The sequence below is a fragment of the Marivibrio halodurans genome, from assembly GCF_017963645.1.
Lineage (GTDB): Bacteria > Pseudomonadota > Alphaproteobacteria > UBA8366 > Aestuariispiraceae > Marivibrio > Marivibrio halodurans.
Genome location: NZ_JAGMWN010000005.1, coordinates 248,287 through 265,906, shown reverse-complemented (window position 1 = coordinate 265,906; position 17,620 = coordinate 248,287). Strand labels below are relative to the sequence as shown.

Below are 17,620 nucleotides of genomic sequence, written 5' to 3'. Positions count from 1 at the left end.
GCGGAATGGCGGAACGAGGCCGAGGAGAAGAAATGAGCGAGGTTACCCTGGCCGCCACGCAGATGGCCTGCGATTGGGACACGGACGGCAATCTCGACCGCGCCGAGGGGCTGGTTCGCGAGGCCGCGGCCGCGGGCGCGCAGGTGATCCTGCTGCAGGAGTTGTTCGAGACCCCCTATTTCTGCCCCGATCAGAAACAGGAAATGTTCCGGTTGGCCCAGCCTTTCGAGGGCAACCCGATCGTCGCCCGCATGGCCGGCCTGGCCAGGGAACTGGGCGTGGTGCTGCCGGTCAGCTTCTTCGAGCGGGCGAACAACGCCTATTACAATTCGCTCGCGATGGTCGATGCGGACGGGCGCGTCATGGGGTGCTATCGCAAGAGCCATATCCCGGACGGGCCGGGCTATCAGGAGAAGTTCTACTTCAACCCCGGCGATACCGGCTTCAAGGTCTGGGATACGGCCTTCGGGCGGGTCGGGGTCGGCATCTGCTGGGACCAATGGTATCCGGAATGTGCCCGCGCGATGGCGCTGCAGGGCGCGGATATCCTGATGTATCCGACCGCGATCGGCAACGAACCGCAGGCGCCGGAGATCGACAGCCGCGACCATTGGCACCGCGCCATGCAGGGCCATGCCGCGTCGAACATGGTGGCGCTGGTCGCCAGCAACCGCGTCGGCACCGAGGCTTCGGACGCCGCGGAAATGACCTTCTACGGCTCCTCCTTCATCGCCGACGAGACCGGCGCCAAGCTGGCGGAGGCCGGGCGCGAGGAACAGGCGGTGGTGACCGCGACCGTCGATCTGGAAGCCATGCGGCTCGCCCGGGCGAGCTGGGGGTTCTTCCGCGACCGGCGTCCGGAACTCTACGGCGCGTTGATGACATATGACGGGGCGACGAAACGCCCGTGACGGGCGCGTCGCACGGTTGACGCGAAGGCGCGACCGCGGCGACACTCCCACCGGCGGCAAGGGGGACGGCAGAACTCCCGCCTCGGAGGGAAAAAGGCATCGGCCGGCGGCTTTCCGCGCGTGTATCCGGCACGCGGTGGCGGCACGGTCGGGGCGACAATCAGAACGACGGCGCGCCGGATCGATCGGCCGCCGCATATTGGAACAGCAGGAGGTATCAGGGATATGAGCGTGGGAGCCACTTTCTCGCCGAAGACGGCCCTCAAGGCCGGCGTCGCCGCCCTGGCGGCGGTCGTCGGATTGTCCGGCGCGGCCTCGGCCCAGGACGAGGTCGTCAACGTCTACAACTGGTCGGACTATATCGCCGAGGACACGATCGCCAATTTCGAGGCGGAGACCGGCATCAAGGTCCGCTATGACGTGTTCGATTCGAACGAGGTGCTGGAGGCGAAGCTGCTGGCGGGCAATTCCGGCTACGACATCGTCGTGCCGACCTCCACCTTCCTCGCCCGTCAGATCCAGGCCGGCGTCTTCATGGAGCTCGACAAGTCGAAGCTGCCGAATTGGGAGAATCTCGATGAGACGCTGTTGAAGCGGGTCGATCCGATGGACCCCGGCAATGCCCATGGCATGCCGTACATGTGGGGTACGACCGGCTTCGCCTATAACAAGAAGATGATCGCGGAGCGCATGCCCGACGCGCCGGTCAATAGCTGGGACATGATGATGGACCCGGAGGTCGTCTCGAAGTTCGCGGATTGCGGCGTGTCGTTCCTCGACGCCCCGACGGAGGTGATCCCGGCCGCGTTGAACTATGTCGGTGCCGACCCGGCCGGCCAGGACGTCGACAAGATGGAAGAGGCGATGGCGCACATGGACAAGGTGCGGCCGAGCATCAAGTACTTCCACTCCTCCCAGAACATCAACGATCTGGCCAATGGCGACATCTGCCTGGCGATGGGCTGGTCGGGCGATATGTTCATCGCCCGCGACCGTGCCGCCGAGGCCGATCAGGGCGTCGAGATCGAGTATGTGATCCCGAAGGAGGGCGCGCTGCTCTGGACCGACATGATGGCCATTCCGAAGGACGCGCCGAACGCGGACAACGCGCACGCCTTCCTCAACTACATCATGAAGCCCGAGGTGGCCGCCGGCATCTCCAACTATGTCTGGTACGCCAATGCCAACTCGGCCGCGACGGAGTTCGTCGACGAGGAGGTCAAGGGCGATCCGGCGATCTATCCGGACCAGGAGACCATGCAGAACCTCTACACGGTTCTCCCCTGGAACCCGCGCTATCAGCGCGAGGCGACCCGGGCCTGGACCAAGCTGAAGACCGGCCAGTAAGGCCGGCCTTTCGGTCCCACGCGCGAAGGGGGGCGCCGCCTCCCGTCAACGCCTCCCCGCCATTTCCCGTCCATGACGGAACAGGCGGGGAGGTACCGGCCGGAATCGGCGTGTCCCTTCATCGCGTCTCTTCCTTCCGTCGTGGTTCCGGTGCACTCTATTCCCCGGTCCACGATGCGTGACGGGATATCTGAGCCAATGAGCGATACGGCGGAGAAGCGGCCAGGGCCGCACAAGCCGTCCGGCTGGGCGGTGCCCGGCGGCGACCCCTATATCTCGATCCAGAATGTCACCAAGCGCTTCGGCGAATTCGTGGCGGTCGATAATGTCAGCCTCGACATCTATCGATCGGAGCTGTTCTCGCTGCTCGGCGCGTCGGGCTGCGGCAAGACCACGCTTCTGCGCATGCTGGCGGGGCTGGAGGAACCGACGGAGGGGCGCATCCTGCTCGACGGGCAGGACATGGTGGGCGTGCCGCCTTATGAGCGGCCGGTCAACATGATGTTCCAGTCCTATGCGCTCTTCCCGCATATGACGGTGGCGCAGAATGTCGCCTTCGGCCTCAAGCAGGAAGGCATGGGCAAGGGCGAGGTCGAGGAACGGGTCGAGCAGATGCTCGGCCTTGTCCAACTCGGCCGGTTCGCCCGGCGCAAGCCGCATCAACTCTCAGGCGGCCAACGGCAGCGCGTGGCGCTGGCCCGGGCTTTGGCCAAGCGGCCGAAGCTTCTGTTGCTCGACGAACCGTTGGCGGCGCTCGACAAGAAGCTCCGCGAATCGACGCAGTTCGAGTTGATGAACATCCAGGAGGAACTCGGCGTCACCTTCATCGTCGTCACCCACGACCAGGAGGAGGCGATGACGCTTTCCACCCGCATCGCGGTGATGAACGAGGGCGTGATCCAGCAACTCGGCACGCCGAGCGAGGTCTATGAATATCCCCGAACCCGCTATGTCGCAGACTTCATCGGGTCGGTCAATCTGTTCGAGGGCACGGTCTCCGGCACCGGCGCGGAGGGGATGCGCATCACCGCGCCCGAGGCCGGAATCGACATCCATGTCGATGCGGGGCAAACCGACGCGCGCGCGGGCCAATCGGTTGCGGTCGCGATTCGCCCGGAGAAGATCGCCATCGCCAAGCAGGACGATAAGCCGTCACAGGGCGAGAACGTGATCCAGGGCATCGTCGACGAGATTGCCTATCAGGGCAGCCTGTCGATCTATCAGGTGCGGCTCGCCGATGGGAAATTGGTAAGGGTGACAACCCCGAACCTGACCCGCACGGCGGAGCGTCCGATCGACTGGGAGGAGCCCGTGTGGCTTAGCTGGGGACGCCATGCCGGCGTCGTGTTGACGTCATGAGCGCGGGTGGGGCCGGCGGCCTCGGCGCGCGCCTTAGGGCGCGGCTGTTCTCGCAGCGCACGGTCGTGCTGTTGCCGCCCTATATCTGGCTGCTGCTTTTCTTTCTGGCGCCCTTCGTGATCGTGCTGAAGCTCAGCATATCGGAGGCGGCGATCGCCATGCCGCCCTATCTGCCGATCCTGGATTGGGCGGATGGGCTGATCCCGGATTTCACCGGCACCTTCTATAATTTCAGTTTCCTGTTCACCGACGACCTTTATGTCGTCGCCTATCTGAACTCGATCAAGATCGCGCTGGTTTCCACCATCGCTTGCCTCCTGATCGGCTATCCGATGGCCTATGGCATCGCCAAGGCGCCGGGGACGTGGCGCAACGCCTTGCTGATGCTGGTGATCTTGCCTTTCTGGACGTCGTTCCTGATCCGGGTCTATGCCTGGATCGGCATCCTCAAGAACAACGGCATCCTCAATAACCTGTTGATCGGGCTCGGCATCATCGATCAACCGCTGCCGATGCTGCACAATGATTTCTCGGTCTATGTCGGGATCGTCTATTCCTATCTGCCCTTCATGATCCTGCCGCTCTACGCCAATCTGGCGAAGATGGACGAGAGCCTGCTGGAGGCGGCCGCCGATCTTGGCGCCAAGCCGTGGAAGACCTTCCTGGCGGTGACGCTGCCGCTCTCCGTCCCGGGCATCGTCGCGGGCTCGATGCTGGTCTTCATCCCGGCGGTCGGTGAGTTCGTCATCCCCGAACTGCTGGGCGGGCCGGATACGCTGATGATCGGCCGGGTTCTGTGGAACGAATTCTTCCATAACCGCGATTGGCCGGTGGCCTCCGCGGTGGCGATCGCGATGCTGCTGTTCCTGGTGGTGCCGATCGTCATCTTCCAGCATTACCAGGGCAAGACGGACGAGGCCGCGTCATGAGGAAGGGTCTGCATCCCGTCACGATCGCGATGCTGCTGTTCGGCTTCGCCTTCCTCTACGCACCGATCGTCATCCTGATCATCTTCTCCTTCAACGAGGGCAAGCTGGTTTCCGTCTGGTCCGGCTTCTCGCCGAAATGGTATGGCGAGTTGCTGCGCGATCCGCAGATTCTTTCGGCCGCCTGGATGAGCCTCAAGATCGCGGCGATGAACGCGAGCGTCGCCACGGTGCTCGGACTGTTCGGGGCCTATGCGTTGGGGCGGTTCGGGGCCTTCAAGGGACGCACGCTGTTCACCGGCATGATGACGGCGCCGCTGGTCATGCCGGACGTGATCACCGGGCTGGCGACGCTGCTGCTCTTCGTCGGGCTCGCCTGGCAACGGGGCATGTCCACCATCACCATCGCGCATATCACCTTTTCCATGTGCTTCGTCGCGGTCATCGTGCGCGCGCGGCTCTCCTCCCTTGATCAATCCTTGGAGGAGGCGGCGATGGACCTCGGCGCGCGGCCGGCCAAGACCTTCCTGTTGATCACCATTCCGATGCTGGCGCCGGCGCTGGTCGCGGCCTGGCTGCTGGCCTTCACGCTCTCGCTCGACGATCTGGTGATCGCCAGCTTCGTGGCCGGCCCGGGATCGACCACCCTGCCGATGGTGGTGTTCTCCAAGGTCCGGCTCGGCGTCAGTCCGGAAATCAATGCGCTGGGCACGTTGATCGTGTTGCTGGTGACGCTGTGCATCGTGGTGGCCGCGTTGATCTTCCAACGTCAGGAGGCGCAACGTCTCGCCGACGCCCAGATGGCCGACCGCGCGGACTAGAGCGATAACCGAACAAGATCGAGAAGAGCGAATTTCCATGACATCCCCACCCGTCGATCCGGTCGCCAGCGACCCGGGTCTTCCCGATCATGTCGATGCCGTCGTCATCGGCGCGGGTATCGTCGGCGCCGCGGCCGCGCTCGATCTCGCGGAGAAGGGGCTGAAGGTCGCGCTGGTCGAAAAGGGAACCGTCGGCGGCGAGCAATCGAGCCGCAACTGGGGATGGTGCCGCCAACAGGGGCGGGACCGGCGCGAGATTCCGCTGATCAAGCACAGCCTCGCCGCATGGGGCGACCTCGCCGAGCGCACGGGCCGCGATCCCGGCTTTCGGCGCACCGGCGTGATCTGGGTGACGGACGATCCCAAGCGCATGGCCGAATGGGAGGGCTGGGTCGATCAGGCGCGTCAGCACCAGATCGACACCCGCCTGCTTTCCCGCGCGGAGATCGCCGCGCGCCTGCCCGATGCGCGCGCCGGCTGGATCGGCGGTATCGAGACGCCGAGCGACGGGCGCGCCGAGCCGTCGCAAGCCACCCCGGCGATCGCGGAGGCGGCGCGCGCCAAGGGCGCCGCGATCCTGACCGGCTGCGCCGTGCGCGGGTTGGAGACGGAGGCGGGCGCCGTTTCCGCCGTGGTGACGGAACGCGGGTCGATCCGCGCCCGCCTCGTCCTGCTGGCGGGTGGCGCCTGGTCGAACCTGTTCCTGAAGCGCCACGGCCTCTCCATGCCGCAGCTTTGCGTGCGCGCCTCCGCCCAGCGCACGGACCCGGCGGCGGAGGTGACGCCGGGCGGCCTCGGCGCGCCGGATTTCAGCCTGCGGCGGCGGGAGGACGGCGGCTACAGCATCGCGCTGGGCGGCGGCGTCACCTTCGACATCGTCCCCGATGCGATCCGCCATATGCGTCTTTTCTGGCCCGCCTTCATGGCGGAGCGCAAGGAGATGCGCCTGCGTCTCGGCCGGCCGTTCCTGGAGGCGCTGTTCCAGCGCGCGGACTGGTCCATGACGGAACCGGGGCCGTTCGAGGCCTGCCGGACCCTGGACCCGGAACCCGACCGGAAGGTGCTCGACCACGCATTCGAGGCGGTGAAGCGCGCCTTTCCGAAGCTCTCCGACCTGACGGTCGCGCAACGCTGGGCCGGCATGATCGATGTGACGCCCGATGCCGTGCCCGCGATCGGGCCGGTGGACGCGTTGCCGGGGCTCCATATCGCGACCGGCTTCTCCGGGCACGGTTTCGGCATCGGGCCGGGGGCGGGTCGGCTCGCGGCCGACCTCCTGGCCGGCGACGCGCCGATCGTCGACCCCGAACCCTTCCGCTTCTCCCGCTTCCATGACGGCACGAAACTGACCATGGATGGCGGCCTATAGGGCGCGCGAGCATGGCCTTGCGGCCGCTCGATTTCCTGATCGCGTTGTCGGTCCCGATGATCTGGGGGTTGGGGTTCGTCTTCGCGAAGGGGGCGATCGCGCATTTTCCCCCGATCCTGCTGATCGCGTTGCGCTTCACGGTGACGGCCCTGGCGCTCGTCTGGTTCGTGCGCGCGCCGGTTCACCTGTTCGGACAGATTTTCGTGATCGCGCTCGTCTCGGCGACGATCCAATATTCGATGACCTTCACGGCGCTTCGCTATCTCGACGCCTCGACGGCCGGGCTGGTGGTGCAGTTGGAGACGCCGTTGCTGGTGTTGATGGGCTGGCTCGTGCTTGGCGACAGGCCGAGCCTGCGCAAGCAGATCGGTATCGCCGTCAGCTTCGCCGGTGTCGTCCTGATGACCGGCGACGCGAAGCTTCAGGCGGCCTGGCAATGGCTGGCGCTCTTCATCCTGGGGCTCGTCATCTGGTCCTTCGGTCAGATCCTAGTCCGCAAGCTGGGGGAGGTCGGCGGCTTCACGTTGGTCGCCTGGGTATCGGCCTTCGCGGCGCCGCAACTCTTCCTCACCTCCTGGGCGCTGGAGCGTGACCAGATCGAGGCGGTCCTGGCCGCGGATTGGCGCATCTGGGGCACGGTCGTCTATCTGGGGCTGGTGATGACCGCGCTGGGATACGGGCTCTGGTATCACTTGCTGGGACGCTATCCGGTCAGTCAGGTGGGGCCGTTCCTTCTGCTCATCCCCGTGGCGACGCTGGCGGGTGGGATCTTGCTGCTGGGGGAGCGCGCATCGGCCGAGGTCCTGCTGGGCGGCGCCGTCATCATCGCCGGCGTCGGCTTCATCCTGGTGGAGCGGAAGCGGCCCATCCCGCCACCGCCTTAGGCATCGCCCCTTCCTCGGCGTGCCGCGCCGCGCCGGTCTGGTCAAAGCCCGGCATGGCCCGTATATCACCGGGCGCAAGAACCGATAGGACGAGTGATGGCGACGTTGAAATTGGATCCGATCGAGAAGGCCGTGGCCGATATCGCCGCCGGCAAGCCGGTCGTGGTGGTGGATGACGAGGACCGGGAGAACGAGGGCGATCTGATCATGGCGGCGGAGAAGGCGACGCCCGAATCCGTCGCCTTCATCGTCCGCCATACCAGCGGCATTCTCTGCGCGCCGCTGGAGGGGCGGGAGGCGAAGCGCCTCAACCTCTCCCCCATGGTGGCGGAGAACGACGCGCCGCTCGCCACGGCCTTCACCGTCTCGGTCGATTTCCGGCACGGGCTGACCACCGGCATCTCGGCGGAGGAACGCTGCAACACCGTGCGCGCGCTCGCCAATCCGAACAGCGGATCGGGAGATTTCGTGCGACCCGGCCATATCTTTCCGTTGGTGGCGAAGGATGGCGGTGTCCTGATCCGCACCGGCCATACGGAGGCGGCGGTCGATCTCGCGCGGCTCGCCGGCTGCGCGCCGGTGGGATTGATCTGCGAACTCGTCAATGACGACGGGTCGGTCAAGAAGGGCGGGGATCTGCAGAGCTTCGCGGTGGAGCACGATCTGGCGCTGGTCTCGATCGACGATCTGATCGCCTATCGCCAGAAGCGCGAGCGGCTGGTGGAGCGGATCGACGACCGCATGACCGATACCGCGATCGGCCCGGTGCGCGCCATCACCTATACCACCCGTTACGATCAGGCGGAGCATGTCGCCCTGGTCTATGGCGAGGTGGAGGGCAAGGACGACGTCCTGGTCCGCCTGCAGGTCGAGAATGTCCTGCGCGATGCCTTCGGTCCGGCCGACCGCCCCGTCATGACCGCGCTGGAACGCATCCGGGAGGAGGGCGGCGGTGTCCTCGTCTATCTGCGTCACGGCGCGGCCGGGGTGAGCGAAAGCCGACGGGCCGAGGCGGCCGAGAACGGCGAGGGGGCCGAGAGCGATGCCGCCCGGCGCGAGCATTGGCGCGATGTCGGCCTTGGCGCGCAGATCCTGCTCGACCTCGGCATCCGGAAAATCCGTGTACTGGCGAGCCGGGAGCGGCAATATATCGGTCTCAGCGGCTTCGATATCGAGATCACGGAGACCGCGATCTATCCGGAAGACGCCTGACGGACCACCGTGCGCGATGGGGATGGCGTGAGGGGAGGCGCCGCGATGAGCGAGCAGGATCGCCAGAAACAGTTGGTCGGCGAGGCCGCGGCCGGCCATGTCGAGGACGGCATGACCATCGGGCTCGGCACCGGCAGCACGGTCGAACGGTTCGCCGAGTCGCTGGGACGGCGGATCGCGGAAGGGCTCTCCGTGCGCGCGCTGCCGACCTCCGAGGCCTCGATCGATCTGGCCCATCGTTTCGACATTCCCCTGATCGACTGGACGGTGACGACGCATCTCGATCTCTGCATCGACGGGGCGGACGAGGTGGCGCCCGATCTTTCGATGATCAAGGGCGGGGGCGGCGCCCTCCTGTGGGAGAAGATCGTGGCGAGCGCGGCGTCGCGCCGCCTCTATATCGCCGATTCCTCTAAGCTGGTGGGCGCGCTCGGTACCTTCCCCCTGCCGGTGGAGGTGGTGCGCTTCGGCCATCAGGCGACGGCGGAGAAGCTGGCCGCGCATTGCCCCGATCTCGCGCGCCGGGAAAAGGGCGGAGAGCCGTTCGTCACCGACAGCGGCAATTTCATCTATGACTGCCGCTTCGGCCGGATCGACGATCCGGCCGCGCTGGAGGCGGCCCTGGGCGCGATCCCCGGGGTCGTGGAATGCGGTCTCTTCGTCGGCATGGCGGACAGCCTGATCGCCTTGCGAGACGGGGTCGTGGTGACGGTCGACGGGCAGACGGACGTCTGGTGGGGGTGACGGGGGCCTTTCCCGCCCGTCCATTCGCTTGATCCCCGGGGGGCGCGCGGCTATCACGGCCCGTGAACGCCCCGCCTTCCGCGCGCGCATGTGAACGAGCGAACGATATGATCGAGAAACAGAAGCTGAAGCCGATCAGCGGCTTCCCCGAATGGCTGCCCGAGGTCCGGATGGTGGAGCAGGCCTGGATCGACCGTATCCGGGGCGTGTTCGAGAGCTATGGCTTCGCGCCGATCGAGACCCGGTCGGTCGAGCCGGTCGAGGTGCTGCTGAAACAGGGCGATACCGACAAGGAAATCTATGCCCTTCGCCGCCTGATGGAGGAGGAGGCGAGCGCGTCGGAGGCCGATTACGCGCTGCATTACGACCTGACGGTGCCGATGGCGCGCTATGTCGCGGCCAATCTCAACGACCTGACTTTTCCCTTCAAGCGCTATCAGATTCAGCGCGCTTGGCGGGGGGAACGGCCGCAGGAAGGCCGCTTCCGCGAGTTCACCCAGTGCGATATCGACGTGGTGGATACGCGCGACATCCCGCTGCATTTCGACGCGGAGATGCCGGCGATCGTCTATGAGGTGATGCAGGCGCTGGATGTCGGCCCGACCGTCACCCGGATCAACAATCGCAAGGTGTTGGAGGGGTTCTATCGCGCGCTCGGCGTCGAGCAGCCGCACGAGGTCATTCGCATCGTCGATAAGCAGGACAAGATCGGCCCGGACGGCGTCTCCAAGATGCTGACGGACGAGCTGTCGCTGGACGGTGCCACGATCGGCAAGGTTCTCGACCTCGCCCGGGTGACCGGCACCAAGGCCGATGTGGTGGAGCGTGTGCGCGCACTGGGCATCACCGGCGACTTGCTGGAACAGGGCCTGGATGAACTGCACTTCGTCATGAAGGCGCTGGAATCCTATCCGGAAGGCGCCTTCGTCGCCGACCTCTCCGTCGCGCGCGGTCTCGCCTACTATACCGGCACGGTTTATGAGGTGAAGTTCGCCGACGATCCGTCCTTCCCGACGATCTGCGGCGGCGGACGGTACGAGAACCTCGTCGGCTCCATGCTGAACAAGCATCTGCCGGGGATCGGCATTTCGATCGGCCTGACCCGCATCTTCTCGAAGCTGGTGCGCGAGGGACGCATCGCGCCCACCCGCAAGACGCCGACCCAGGTGATGGTCTGCTATCTGCCGGATGCGTCCTACGAGGCCGTGAACGGCGTTGCCCGGACGCTACGCGCGCGGGGCATCAAGACGGAGCTGTTCCACGAGCCGCGCAAGCTCAAGCAGCAGCTTGCCTATGCCAGCAACAAGGGGATTCCCCATGTCTGGTTCCCCGCCGTCGGCGCGGAGGGCAAGCATGAGGTGAAGACGCTGGCCACCGGTGCGCAGGCGGATGCCGATCCTGAAAGCTGGCTCCCGGAGGGCTGACGCTTTAAGGGAATACCCCCTACCCCCCTAAAGCGCTGCCTCCGTCCGGAACTTCTGACGCAGCACGTCGAGGGGGACGGCCTTGCGCGCGTCGCTCGCCACCTGCCAATAGGTCCAGCCGTTGCAGCTCGGCGCGCCCTGGACGGCGGCGCCCACCTGGTGGATGGAGCCCTTGTGGTCGGCGGAGATGATGGTGCCGTCGGCGCGGACCTTCGCGGTATGACGGCGGCAGGGGCTGGTCAGCATGGTACCGGGGGCCAGGAGGCCGTTCTCCACCAAGGTGCCGAAGGGCACGCGCGGTTCCTTGCGCTTCGGGCGGGTATGCTGGATCGCCTCGGCGTCGCTCGCCTCCGGGATCTCGGCGAGCCGCTTGCGGGCGAGCTTCACATAGCCCGCATCCTGGTCGATACCGATATAGCGCCGGCCCAGCTTCTTCGCGACGGCGGAGGTCGTGCCGCTGCCGCTGAAAGGATCGAGGATCAGGTCGCCCGGATCGGTGGCCGCGACGATGGTGCGATAGAGCAGCGATTCCGGCTTTTGCGTCGGGTGCGCCTTCTTGCCGTCCGCGCCCTTGATGCGCTCCTCGCCCGTGCATAGCGGCAGGGTCCAGTCGCTGCGCATCTGAAGGTCGTCGTTCAGCGCCTTCATGGCTTCGTAATTGAAGGTGTATTTCGACTTCTGGCTCTTGGCGCACCAGATCAGGGTTTCGTGCGCGTTGGTGAAGCGCCGGCCCTTGAAATTGGGCATCGGGTTCGATTTCACCCACACCACGTCGTTCAGGATCCAGAAGCCGATATTCTGCAACGCGGTGCCGACCCGGAAGATGTTGTGATAGCTGCCGATGACCCAGAGCGTGCCGTTCGGCTTCAAAACCCGCCGCGCGGCCGCCAGCCAGTCCCGCGTCAGTCGGTCATAGGCGTCGAAATCGTCGAACTGGTCCCAGGCGTCGTCGACGCCGGCCACCCGGCTGTTGTTCGGCCGATAAAGCTCCCCCGCCAATTGAAGATTATAGGGCGGGTCCGCGAAGACCATGTCCACGGATTCTTCCGGCATGGAGCGCATGAACTCTATGCTATCGGCACGGATTATTTGGTTTTCCGGGATGCTTTTCATCGGGACTCTCGATTCGACTTGCCAGGGCGACAAGGCGAATCATGATTCGCGACGAGTCTTGGGTCAATAACTATTTGGATTTATTAAAATTTTACAATATCTAGAGTCTCGCCTGGGCGTCAGGACTCAATATCTAGCGCCGCGCGCACCGGCGCGAAGCTGCGCCGATGGTGGATCGTGACCCCTTGCACGCGCAGGGCCGCCAAGTGTGCCTTGGACCCGTACCCTTGGTTAGTCTCCCACCCATAGCCCGGATGGGCAAGGGCGAGGTCCGCCATGAGCCCGTCCCGCGTCACCTTAGCGAGGATCGAGGCGGCCGCGACGGAGAGCGACCGGGAATCGCCCTTCACCAGCGGCCGTGACGGCACGCTCGGCCCCGGATCGCGGTTACCGTCGATCAACGCGGCGGCCGGTGGGACGGGCAGGGCGTCGACCGCCCGGCGCATGGCGAGCATCGCGGCTTGCAGGATGTTGATCCGGTCGATTTCCTCGACGCTCGCCTCCGCCACGGCGAAGGCGAGAAGCGTGCCGGGGGTCGTCAGCGCCTCGAACAGATACGCGCGTCGTTTCGCGCTCAGCTTCTTGCTATCGTCGATCAAGGCCGCCAGATCGGCCGGCAGGCCCGTCGGGGGAAGGATGGCGGCGGCGGCCACGACGGGGCCCGCGCACGGGCCGCGCCCGGCCTCGTCCACGCCCGCGATCGGCGCATCGGCCGGCAAGGCTAGGTCGCGCCGCAGAATCTCTTCCTCGCTCAGATCCGGCATGGCGCGTTTTCTACGCGTCCCCGGCCTCGCGCGCCACCCATTCCGCGCGGGCCATGCGGAAGCCCGGACAATCCTGGGCGAAGGCGCGCCGTATCCCGGTCTCCCGCATTCCCGCCTTCAGAAGCACGCGACGCGAGGCCGCGTTGTCCGGGTCGATGACCGCCGCGACCTCGTCGAGCGCCGTCGCCTCGAAGGCGAAACGCAGCAGGCGCGCGCAGGCCTCCGTGGCGATGCCCCGGCCCCAGGCGGCGGGCTTGATCCAGTAACCGATCTCGATCTCGCCCTCCGGCAGGTCATCGCCTTCGATCTTCCCGAAGGGGGTGTCCTTCTCCTCGACCGGGAGCGGCAGGAGGAAGACGGTGCCGAGCTTCTCGCCCCGCGACCGGTCGAGGATGACCCAAATGCCGATGCGTCCCTGCGCGCAGCGCCGGGTCAGATCGCTCATCTGGGCCGTGATGGTCTCGGCCGTTTCCACAGGGCCGATGAAGCGCATCACCGCCGGATCGGTGCCGAGCGCGATGCAGAGATCGAGGTCCGCCACCGTCAGCGGACGGAGCCGTAGGCGTGCTGTTTCCAGGACGAGTTCGGGGGCACCCTCCGTCACGAGGTGCCGCCTTCGCCCGAATTGTTCGCCTCCCTCTTGGTGGCGGTGTCGGATGGACGGCCGGTCTTGCCGCCCGGTGCTTTTTTCGCCATCGTTTTTTTCGGCGCCGCCTTTTTCGCCGCCCCTTTAGTCGGGCTGGCCTTCTTGGCGGGCTGTTTCTTTCCGGCTGCCTTGCCAACCGTTGATTTCGCCTCCGTCTTTCGGGACGCCCCTTTTTTAGCCGCGGTCTTTTTGGCGGTGCTTTTTGGGGGAACGGCTTTCTTCGTGCCGGCCTTGCGCTCGGAGACGGCGCGCTCCGCCGCCTCGCGCGCGGCGTCTATATGGGCGCGGGCCCGGGCGCGGCGGGGGCCGGGCTTGGGCGCGTCGGCGCGCACGGGCGAAAGCGCGCGCGGATCGAACAGCGCGTCCGTCTCCGCGCCCTCGGCGGGGGCGCTGCCGTCGGGGCTCAATCGCTGGCCGGCGGTTCTGCGGGCGCGTTGACGGGCGCGCTCCTTCTCGACGCGCAGATGCATGGCGGTGGCGTACCGGAAGCCCAGCGCGTAGACCGTGCGCGACAGGCGCTTGGTCAATTGCCATTCGCGGACATAGGCGAAACGCAGCAACCCGCCGAGCGATTCGATGTTCCGCGCCGCGCGGTGCCCCAGCCTGTGCGTCAGGTCGGTATAGATGGGGCTGGTCATCAGCGAGATGACGGTGAGCGCGACGATCAGCCGGTATACCTCCGAATCGATCACCGCCGCGGACAGCCCCGCCGCGCCCAGCAGGAAGGAGAATTCCCCAAGCTGCCCGATCACGAGCGAGACCTGGAAGGAGGTCTGCCAAGTCTGACCCTGCAGGCGCAGCAGCGCCGTGTTCAGCGCCGTCTTGAACAGCGTCACGAAGGCCCAGAGCCCGATCAGCAGCCAGAAATTCTCCCACACGAAGGGCAGGTCGATCAGCAGCCCGACCGAGAGGAAGAAGATCATCATCAGCACGGCCTGCACCGGCACCGCATTCTCGTGCACGGTCTGGCGTTGCGCGCTGTTGCCGACGACGAGGCCGGCCAGGAACGCGCCGAAGGCCGGCGACAGCCCGATCAACCCCGCCACCGTCGCGAAGGCGAAACACCATGTCAGCGCCGCCAGCGGCGTCAGCGCCGGATTGTCCATGGTCAGCCGGTGGAAGGGCAGGTTCACCTTGGTCCGCCGCGTCAGAACCAGGATGAAGAGAAGCAGCAGCCCGATCGAGAGCGCGACCTCCACGATGACCTTGGGGTTGAGCCCGCCCTCGCCGGAGAGGTTTGAGGTCACGACCAGCATCGGGGCGACCGCCAGATCCTGGGCGATCAGCACGCCGACCGCGACCTTGCCGACGGTCGTGCGCAACTCCCCGGCACCTTCCAGGACGTTGATCGCGACGGCGGTGGAACTGAGCGCCAGGCAGAACCCGAAAAGCAGCGCCCATTCGAACGGCCAATCGAAGACCTGCGCGATGCCGTAGACGGCCCCGACGCTCGCCAGGATCTGCACCATGGAGGTGATCAGCGCGATCTTCCAGATATGGCGGAAGGCGCGCAGCGACAGTTCCATGCCGACGAAATAGAGCAGCATGATGACGCCGAGTTCGGCCAGCAGCCGGATCGACTCGCGGTTCTCGACGAGGCCGAGCGCGCTCGGCCCCAGGATCACGCCGGCCAGGATATAGCCTACGATCGGCGGTTGTTTCAGGCGCACCATCGCCATGCCGCAGAGCGTGGCGGCGACGGCGACGAGGGCGATACCGGTCAGATCGGGTCCATGCATGATCGGACGAGACTAGCATAGGCGCGCCGGCCGGCCAGGGGCCGCATGCCGGGGAATGCGGTTGCGACGCCCCGGGCGAGGTGTCAGCCTGCCGGAAAGAGCAAGTAGCCGCGTGAAGGCGAAACCGACGGGGGAAGCGCGTGACGGATCTGCCAAGCACCATGAAGGCGATGGTGCTGACCGGCCATGGTGGGCCGGAGAAGCTGGAATATCGAACCGATGTGCCGGTGCCCGCGCCCGCGCCGGGCGAGGTGCTGATCGAGGTCAGCGCCTGCGGCATGAATAATACCGACCTGAAGGTGCGAGAGGCGGCCTATGCCGTCGATTTCGATCCGAATTCCGGCGCGGAGGAGGAGGGCGCCGCCGCCTCCATCGCCGCGGCCGACGGCACCACCAGCCTGACCTTCCCACGCATCCAGGGCGCGGATACCGTCGGCCGGATCGTGGCGGTCGGCGATGGCGTCGCGGCCGCGCGGATGGGGGAGCGGGTGCTGGTCGATTTCAGCCTCTATCACGGCCGCGACGCCGAGGGGCGGCCCGCGATGGACCTGTGGAACGTCGATTATATCGGGCATGGGCGGGACGGCGGCTATGCAGAGTATGTGGCCGTGCCGGCGGAGAACGCGCATGCGATCGGCCGGGAGATCGAGGACGCGGCGCTCGCGACCTTCGGCTGCTCCACGCTCACGGCGGAGCATATGCTGGCGCGGGTCGATGTCCGCGCCGGTCAGTATGTACTGGTCACGGGCGCCAGCGGCGGGGTCGGTTCCGCCGCCGTGCAACTCGTCCGCGCGCGTGGCGCGCTGCCCATCGCGGTCACCAGCCGCTCGAAGGAGGAGGCGTTATTGGCGCTGGGCGCGGAGGCCTGCGTCGCCCGCCAGGATTTCGAGGATGCGGACGGCCGGTTCGACGGCCGGCGGTTCGTCGATGTCGTGGCGGAGGCGGCGGGCGGCTCCTATCGCGTCGACGCGGTGGTCGATCAGGTCGGCGGCACGATGTTCCACAGCCTTCTGCGTTGCCTGAAACCGGACGGACATTACATCACCGCCGGGACCATCGCGGGCTATACGCCGCGCATCAATCTGCACACGGTCTATATGGCGTTCCTCAATATCCACGGTTCCTCCCAGGGGCAGCCGCGGGATTTCGCGCGCATCGTCGGCCATATCGAGGCTGGGCGCATCGCGCCGGTCCTGGGCGGCGCCTTCCCGCTTTCCCGCCTGCACGAGGCGCAGGAGGCCTTCCGCCGCAAGTCCCATATCGGCAATCTGGTGATCGTGCCGGACGCGAAGTGGGAGGCCGTCGGCCAAGCCCATGCCCTCTGATCTCGATCTGCCCACGATCCGTCTCGCCGATATCGAGGTCGGCGGCGATATCCACCGCATCATCCTGGACGGCATCGCCGTGCCGCCGGGAATCGACGCGCGCGCCCTGCGCGGCCTGATCATGGGCGGGCATGACGGGCTGCGCGGGCTGATGCTGAATTATCCCTACGGCAATCAGGATATGTGCGCGGATTTGCTGTTCCCCTCCGCCCTGCCGGGTGCGGCGAGCGGCTATATCATCATGGAGTGCATGGGCTATCCGCATTATTCCGGCTCCAACACCATGGCCGTGGTCGCCGCCCTGGTGGAATATGGGCGCATCCCGCTCGGCCGGGACTGGTCGTCGGTGACACTGGAAGCGCCGAGCGGCCCGATCGCCGCGCGCTATCGCGCGGAGGCGGGACGCCTTGCCGAGGTCGCCGTGCGCGGCGACGATTCCTATGTCATCGAGGATGGGTTGAGCGCCGACCTGTCGGGGATCGGCACCGTGCCCTATGCCCTGGTGTGGAGCGGCGCCTGCTTCCTGGCGGTGGAGGCCGGGCCGCTGGGCATCGAGATCGCGCCGGAGCATCTGCCCCGCATGAAGCAGGTGGGGGCGGCCTTGATCGAGGCGATTCGCCCCTCCTTCGCCCGGGCGCATCCGGAAATCGGGCCGATCGATACCGTCGGCTTCGTCCATTTCATGGGGCCGCTGGAAGCGAACGGGCAGGGCGGCATGGCCGCGCGCGGGGCCACCTACGGCTATCCGTCGACCGTCTTCAACTGTCCGACCGGGACGGGCGTGGCCGCGCGCATGGCCGTGGAGGTGTCGCGCGGGCGGCTGGCCGACGACGCGGTGCTGACCTATCGCTCCCCACCGGGACATATCTTCGTCGGAACCGGCCTCGGCCCCGTGTCGCGGGGCGGGCACCCGATGCTGGGCGTCAGTGTCGCCGCCGCCCCGCGCGTGCTGGCGACCAACGACTTCCATGTCGATTTCGACAATCCGTTGCTGGCGCCCTTCGCGGATATGCGGCCCCTGTTGGCGCGGGGGTGA

General features: G+C 66.5%; 16 protein-coding genes. 12 read left to right on the top strand and 4 right to left on the bottom strand.

Translation table 11 applies throughout. The features are described from left to right. Window positions 1–32: 32 nt before the first annotated feature. The 10 genes from aguB (at window position 33) to hisS (ending at window position 10,997) form a co-directional block, all read left to right on the top strand. On the top strand, window positions 33–911 hold the full coding sequence (gene aguB, locus KAJ83_RS12440; RefSeq protein WP_210682394.1) for an N-carbamoylputrescine amidase: 879 nt from the start codon (window positions 33–35) through the stop codon (window positions 909–911). Between the two features lie 225 nt (window positions 912–1,136). Then, window positions 1,137–2,258 carry a polyamine ABC transporter substrate-binding protein gene (locus KAJ83_RS12435; RefSeq protein ID WP_210682393.1) on the top strand — a complete coding sequence of 374 codons (1,122 nt, stop codon included), beginning with the start codon at window positions 1,137–1,139 and terminating at the stop codon, window positions 2,256–2,258. Between the two features lie 198 nt (window positions 2,259–2,456). Next, window positions 2,457–3,617, top strand: coding sequence for an ABC transporter ATP-binding protein (locus KAJ83_RS12430; RefSeq protein ID WP_210682392.1), 1,161 nt, complete (start codon window positions 2,457–2,459; stop codon window positions 3,615–3,617). Continuing rightward, a complete protein-coding gene (locus KAJ83_RS12425) occupies window positions 3,614–4,546 on the top strand; it encodes an ABC transporter permease subunit (RefSeq protein ID WP_210682391.1) in 933 nt (310 codons plus the stop codon). Before KAJ83_RS12430 ends, KAJ83_RS12425 begins: the two co-directional genes overlap by 4 nt. After that, the gene (locus KAJ83_RS12420; protein ID WP_210682390.1) at window positions 4,543–5,364 is read left to right on the top strand and encodes an ABC transporter permease subunit; all 822 of its coding nucleotides are present in this window, start codon (window positions 4,543–4,545) and stop codon (window positions 5,362–5,364) included. Before KAJ83_RS12425 ends, KAJ83_RS12420 begins: the two co-directional genes overlap by 4 nt. A 37-nt stretch (window positions 5,365–5,401) precedes the next feature. Beyond that, window positions 5,402–6,733: an NAD(P)/FAD-dependent oxidoreductase gene (locus KAJ83_RS12415; RefSeq protein ID WP_210682389.1), complete on the top strand. Its 1,332-nt coding sequence runs from the start codon at window positions 5,402–5,404 to the stop codon at window positions 6,731–6,733. Between the two features lie 11 nt (window positions 6,734–6,744). Then, complete coding sequence (locus KAJ83_RS12410) at window positions 6,745–7,617, top strand: DMT family transporter (protein WP_210682388.1); 873 nt, start codon at window positions 6,745–6,747, stop codon at window positions 7,615–7,617. Window positions 7,618–7,713: 96 nt separating this feature from the next. After that, complete coding sequence (gene ribB / locus KAJ83_RS12405; RefSeq protein ID WP_210682387.1) at window positions 7,714–8,829, top strand: 3,4-dihydroxy-2-butanone-4-phosphate synthase; 1,116 nt, start codon at window positions 7,714–7,716, stop codon at window positions 8,827–8,829. A gap of 45 nt (window positions 8,830–8,874) precedes the next feature. Then, window positions 8,875–9,573, top strand: a complete 699-nt coding sequence (gene rpiA, locus KAJ83_RS12400) for a ribose-5-phosphate isomerase RpiA (RefSeq protein ID WP_210682386.1) — start codon at window positions 8,875–8,877, stop codon at window positions 9,571–9,573. Between the two features lie 107 nt (window positions 9,574–9,680). Continuing rightward, on the top strand, window positions 9,681–10,997 hold the full coding sequence (gene hisS, locus KAJ83_RS12395; protein WP_210682385.1) for a histidine--tRNA ligase: 1,317 nt from the start codon (window positions 9,681–9,683) through the stop codon (window positions 10,995–10,997). 27 nt (window positions 10,998–11,024) lie between these two features. On the opposite strand, the gene KAJ83_RS12390 is transcribed toward hisS, so the two are convergent. The 4 genes from KAJ83_RS12390 to KAJ83_RS12375 all read right to left on the bottom strand — a co-directional run bounded on the left by KAJ83_RS12390 (window position 11,025) and on the right by KAJ83_RS12375 (window position 15,259). Next, window positions 11,025–12,059 carry a site-specific DNA-methyltransferase gene (locus KAJ83_RS12390; protein WP_343222000.1) on the bottom strand — a complete coding sequence of 345 codons (1,035 nt, stop codon included), beginning with the start codon at window positions 12,057–12,059 and terminating at the stop codon, window positions 11,025–11,027. Between the two features lie 170 nt (window positions 12,060–12,229). Beyond that, window positions 12,230–12,874, bottom strand: a complete 645-nt coding sequence (locus KAJ83_RS12385) for a ribonuclease HII (protein ID WP_210682383.1) — start codon at window positions 12,872–12,874, stop codon at window positions 12,230–12,232. 10 nt (window positions 12,875–12,884) lie between these two features. Next, entirely contained in the window at window positions 12,885–13,478 is a 594-nt protein-coding gene (locus KAJ83_RS12380; RefSeq protein ID WP_210682382.1) for a GNAT family N-acetyltransferase, read from the bottom strand. After that, window positions 13,475–15,259 carry a cation:proton antiporter gene (locus KAJ83_RS12375; protein ID WP_210682381.1) on the bottom strand — a complete coding sequence of 595 codons (1,785 nt, stop codon included), beginning with the start codon at window positions 15,257–15,259 and terminating at the stop codon, window positions 13,475–13,477. Before KAJ83_RS12375 ends, KAJ83_RS12380 begins: the two co-directional genes overlap by 4 nt. 140 nt (window positions 15,260–15,399) lie before the next feature. Here KAJ83_RS12375 and KAJ83_RS12370 point away from each other — a divergent pair, with 140 nt between their 5' ends. Continuing rightward, the gene (locus KAJ83_RS12370) at window positions 15,400–16,584 is read left to right on the top strand and encodes an alcohol dehydrogenase catalytic domain-containing protein (RefSeq protein WP_210682380.1); all 1,185 of its coding nucleotides are present in this window, start codon (window positions 15,400–15,402) and stop codon (window positions 16,582–16,584) included. After that, window positions 16,574–17,620, top strand: coding sequence for a proline racemase family protein (locus KAJ83_RS12365; RefSeq protein ID WP_210682379.1), 1,047 nt, complete (start codon window positions 16,574–16,576; stop codon window positions 17,618–17,620). The genes KAJ83_RS12370 and KAJ83_RS12365 overlap by 11 nt, the downstream gene beginning before the upstream one ends.

Bases quoted from the DNA above. Each gene is read 5' to 3' on its own strand.
- hisS (WP_210682385.1), top strand. From the start codon at position 9,681: ATGATCGAGAAACAGAAGCTGAAGCCGATCAGCGGCTTCCCCGAATGG.
- KAJ83_RS12420 (WP_210682390.1), top strand. From the start codon at position 4,543: ATGAGGAAGGGTCTGCATCCCGTCACGATCGCGATGCTGCTGTTCGGC.
- aguB (WP_210682394.1), top strand. From the start codon at position 33: ATGAGCGAGGTTACCCTGGCCGCCACGCAGATGGCCTGCGATTGGGAC.
- KAJ83_RS12435 (WP_210682393.1), top strand. From the start codon at position 1,137: ATGAGCGTGGGAGCCACTTTCTCGCCGAAGACGGCCCTCAAGGCCGGC.
- KAJ83_RS12385 (WP_210682383.1), bottom strand. From the start codon at position 12,874: ATGCCGGATCTGAGCGAGGAAGAGATTCTGCGGCGCGACCTAGCCTTG.
- KAJ83_RS12375 (WP_210682381.1), bottom strand. From the start codon at position 15,259: ATGCATGGACCCGATCTGACCGGTATCGCCCTCGTCGCCGTCGCCGCC.
- KAJ83_RS12425 (WP_210682391.1), top strand. From the start codon at position 3,614: ATGAGCGCGGGTGGGGCCGGCGGCCTCGGCGCGCGCCTTAGGGCGCGG.
- KAJ83_RS12365 (WP_210682379.1), top strand. From the start codon at position 16,574: ATGCCCTCTGATCTCGATCTGCCCACGATCCGTCTCGCCGATATCGAG.
- KAJ83_RS12415 (WP_210682389.1), top strand. From the start codon at position 5,402: ATGACATCCCCACCCGTCGATCCGGTCGCCAGCGACCCGGGTCTTCCC.
- ribB (WP_210682387.1), top strand. From the start codon at position 7,714: ATGGCGACGTTGAAATTGGATCCGATCGAGAAGGCCGTGGCCGATATC.
- KAJ83_RS12390 (WP_343222000.1), bottom strand. From the start codon at position 12,059: ATGCGCTCCATGCCGGAAGAATCCGTGGACATGGTCTTCGCGGACCCG.
- KAJ83_RS12430 (WP_210682392.1), top strand. From the start codon at position 2,457: ATGAGCGATACGGCGGAGAAGCGGCCAGGGCCGCACAAGCCGTCCGGC.
- KAJ83_RS12410 (WP_210682388.1), top strand. From the start codon at position 6,745: ATGGCCTTGCGGCCGCTCGATTTCCTGATCGCGTTGTCGGTCCCGATG.
- rpiA (WP_210682386.1), top strand. From the start codon at position 8,875: ATGAGCGAGCAGGATCGCCAGAAACAGTTGGTCGGCGAGGCCGCGGCC.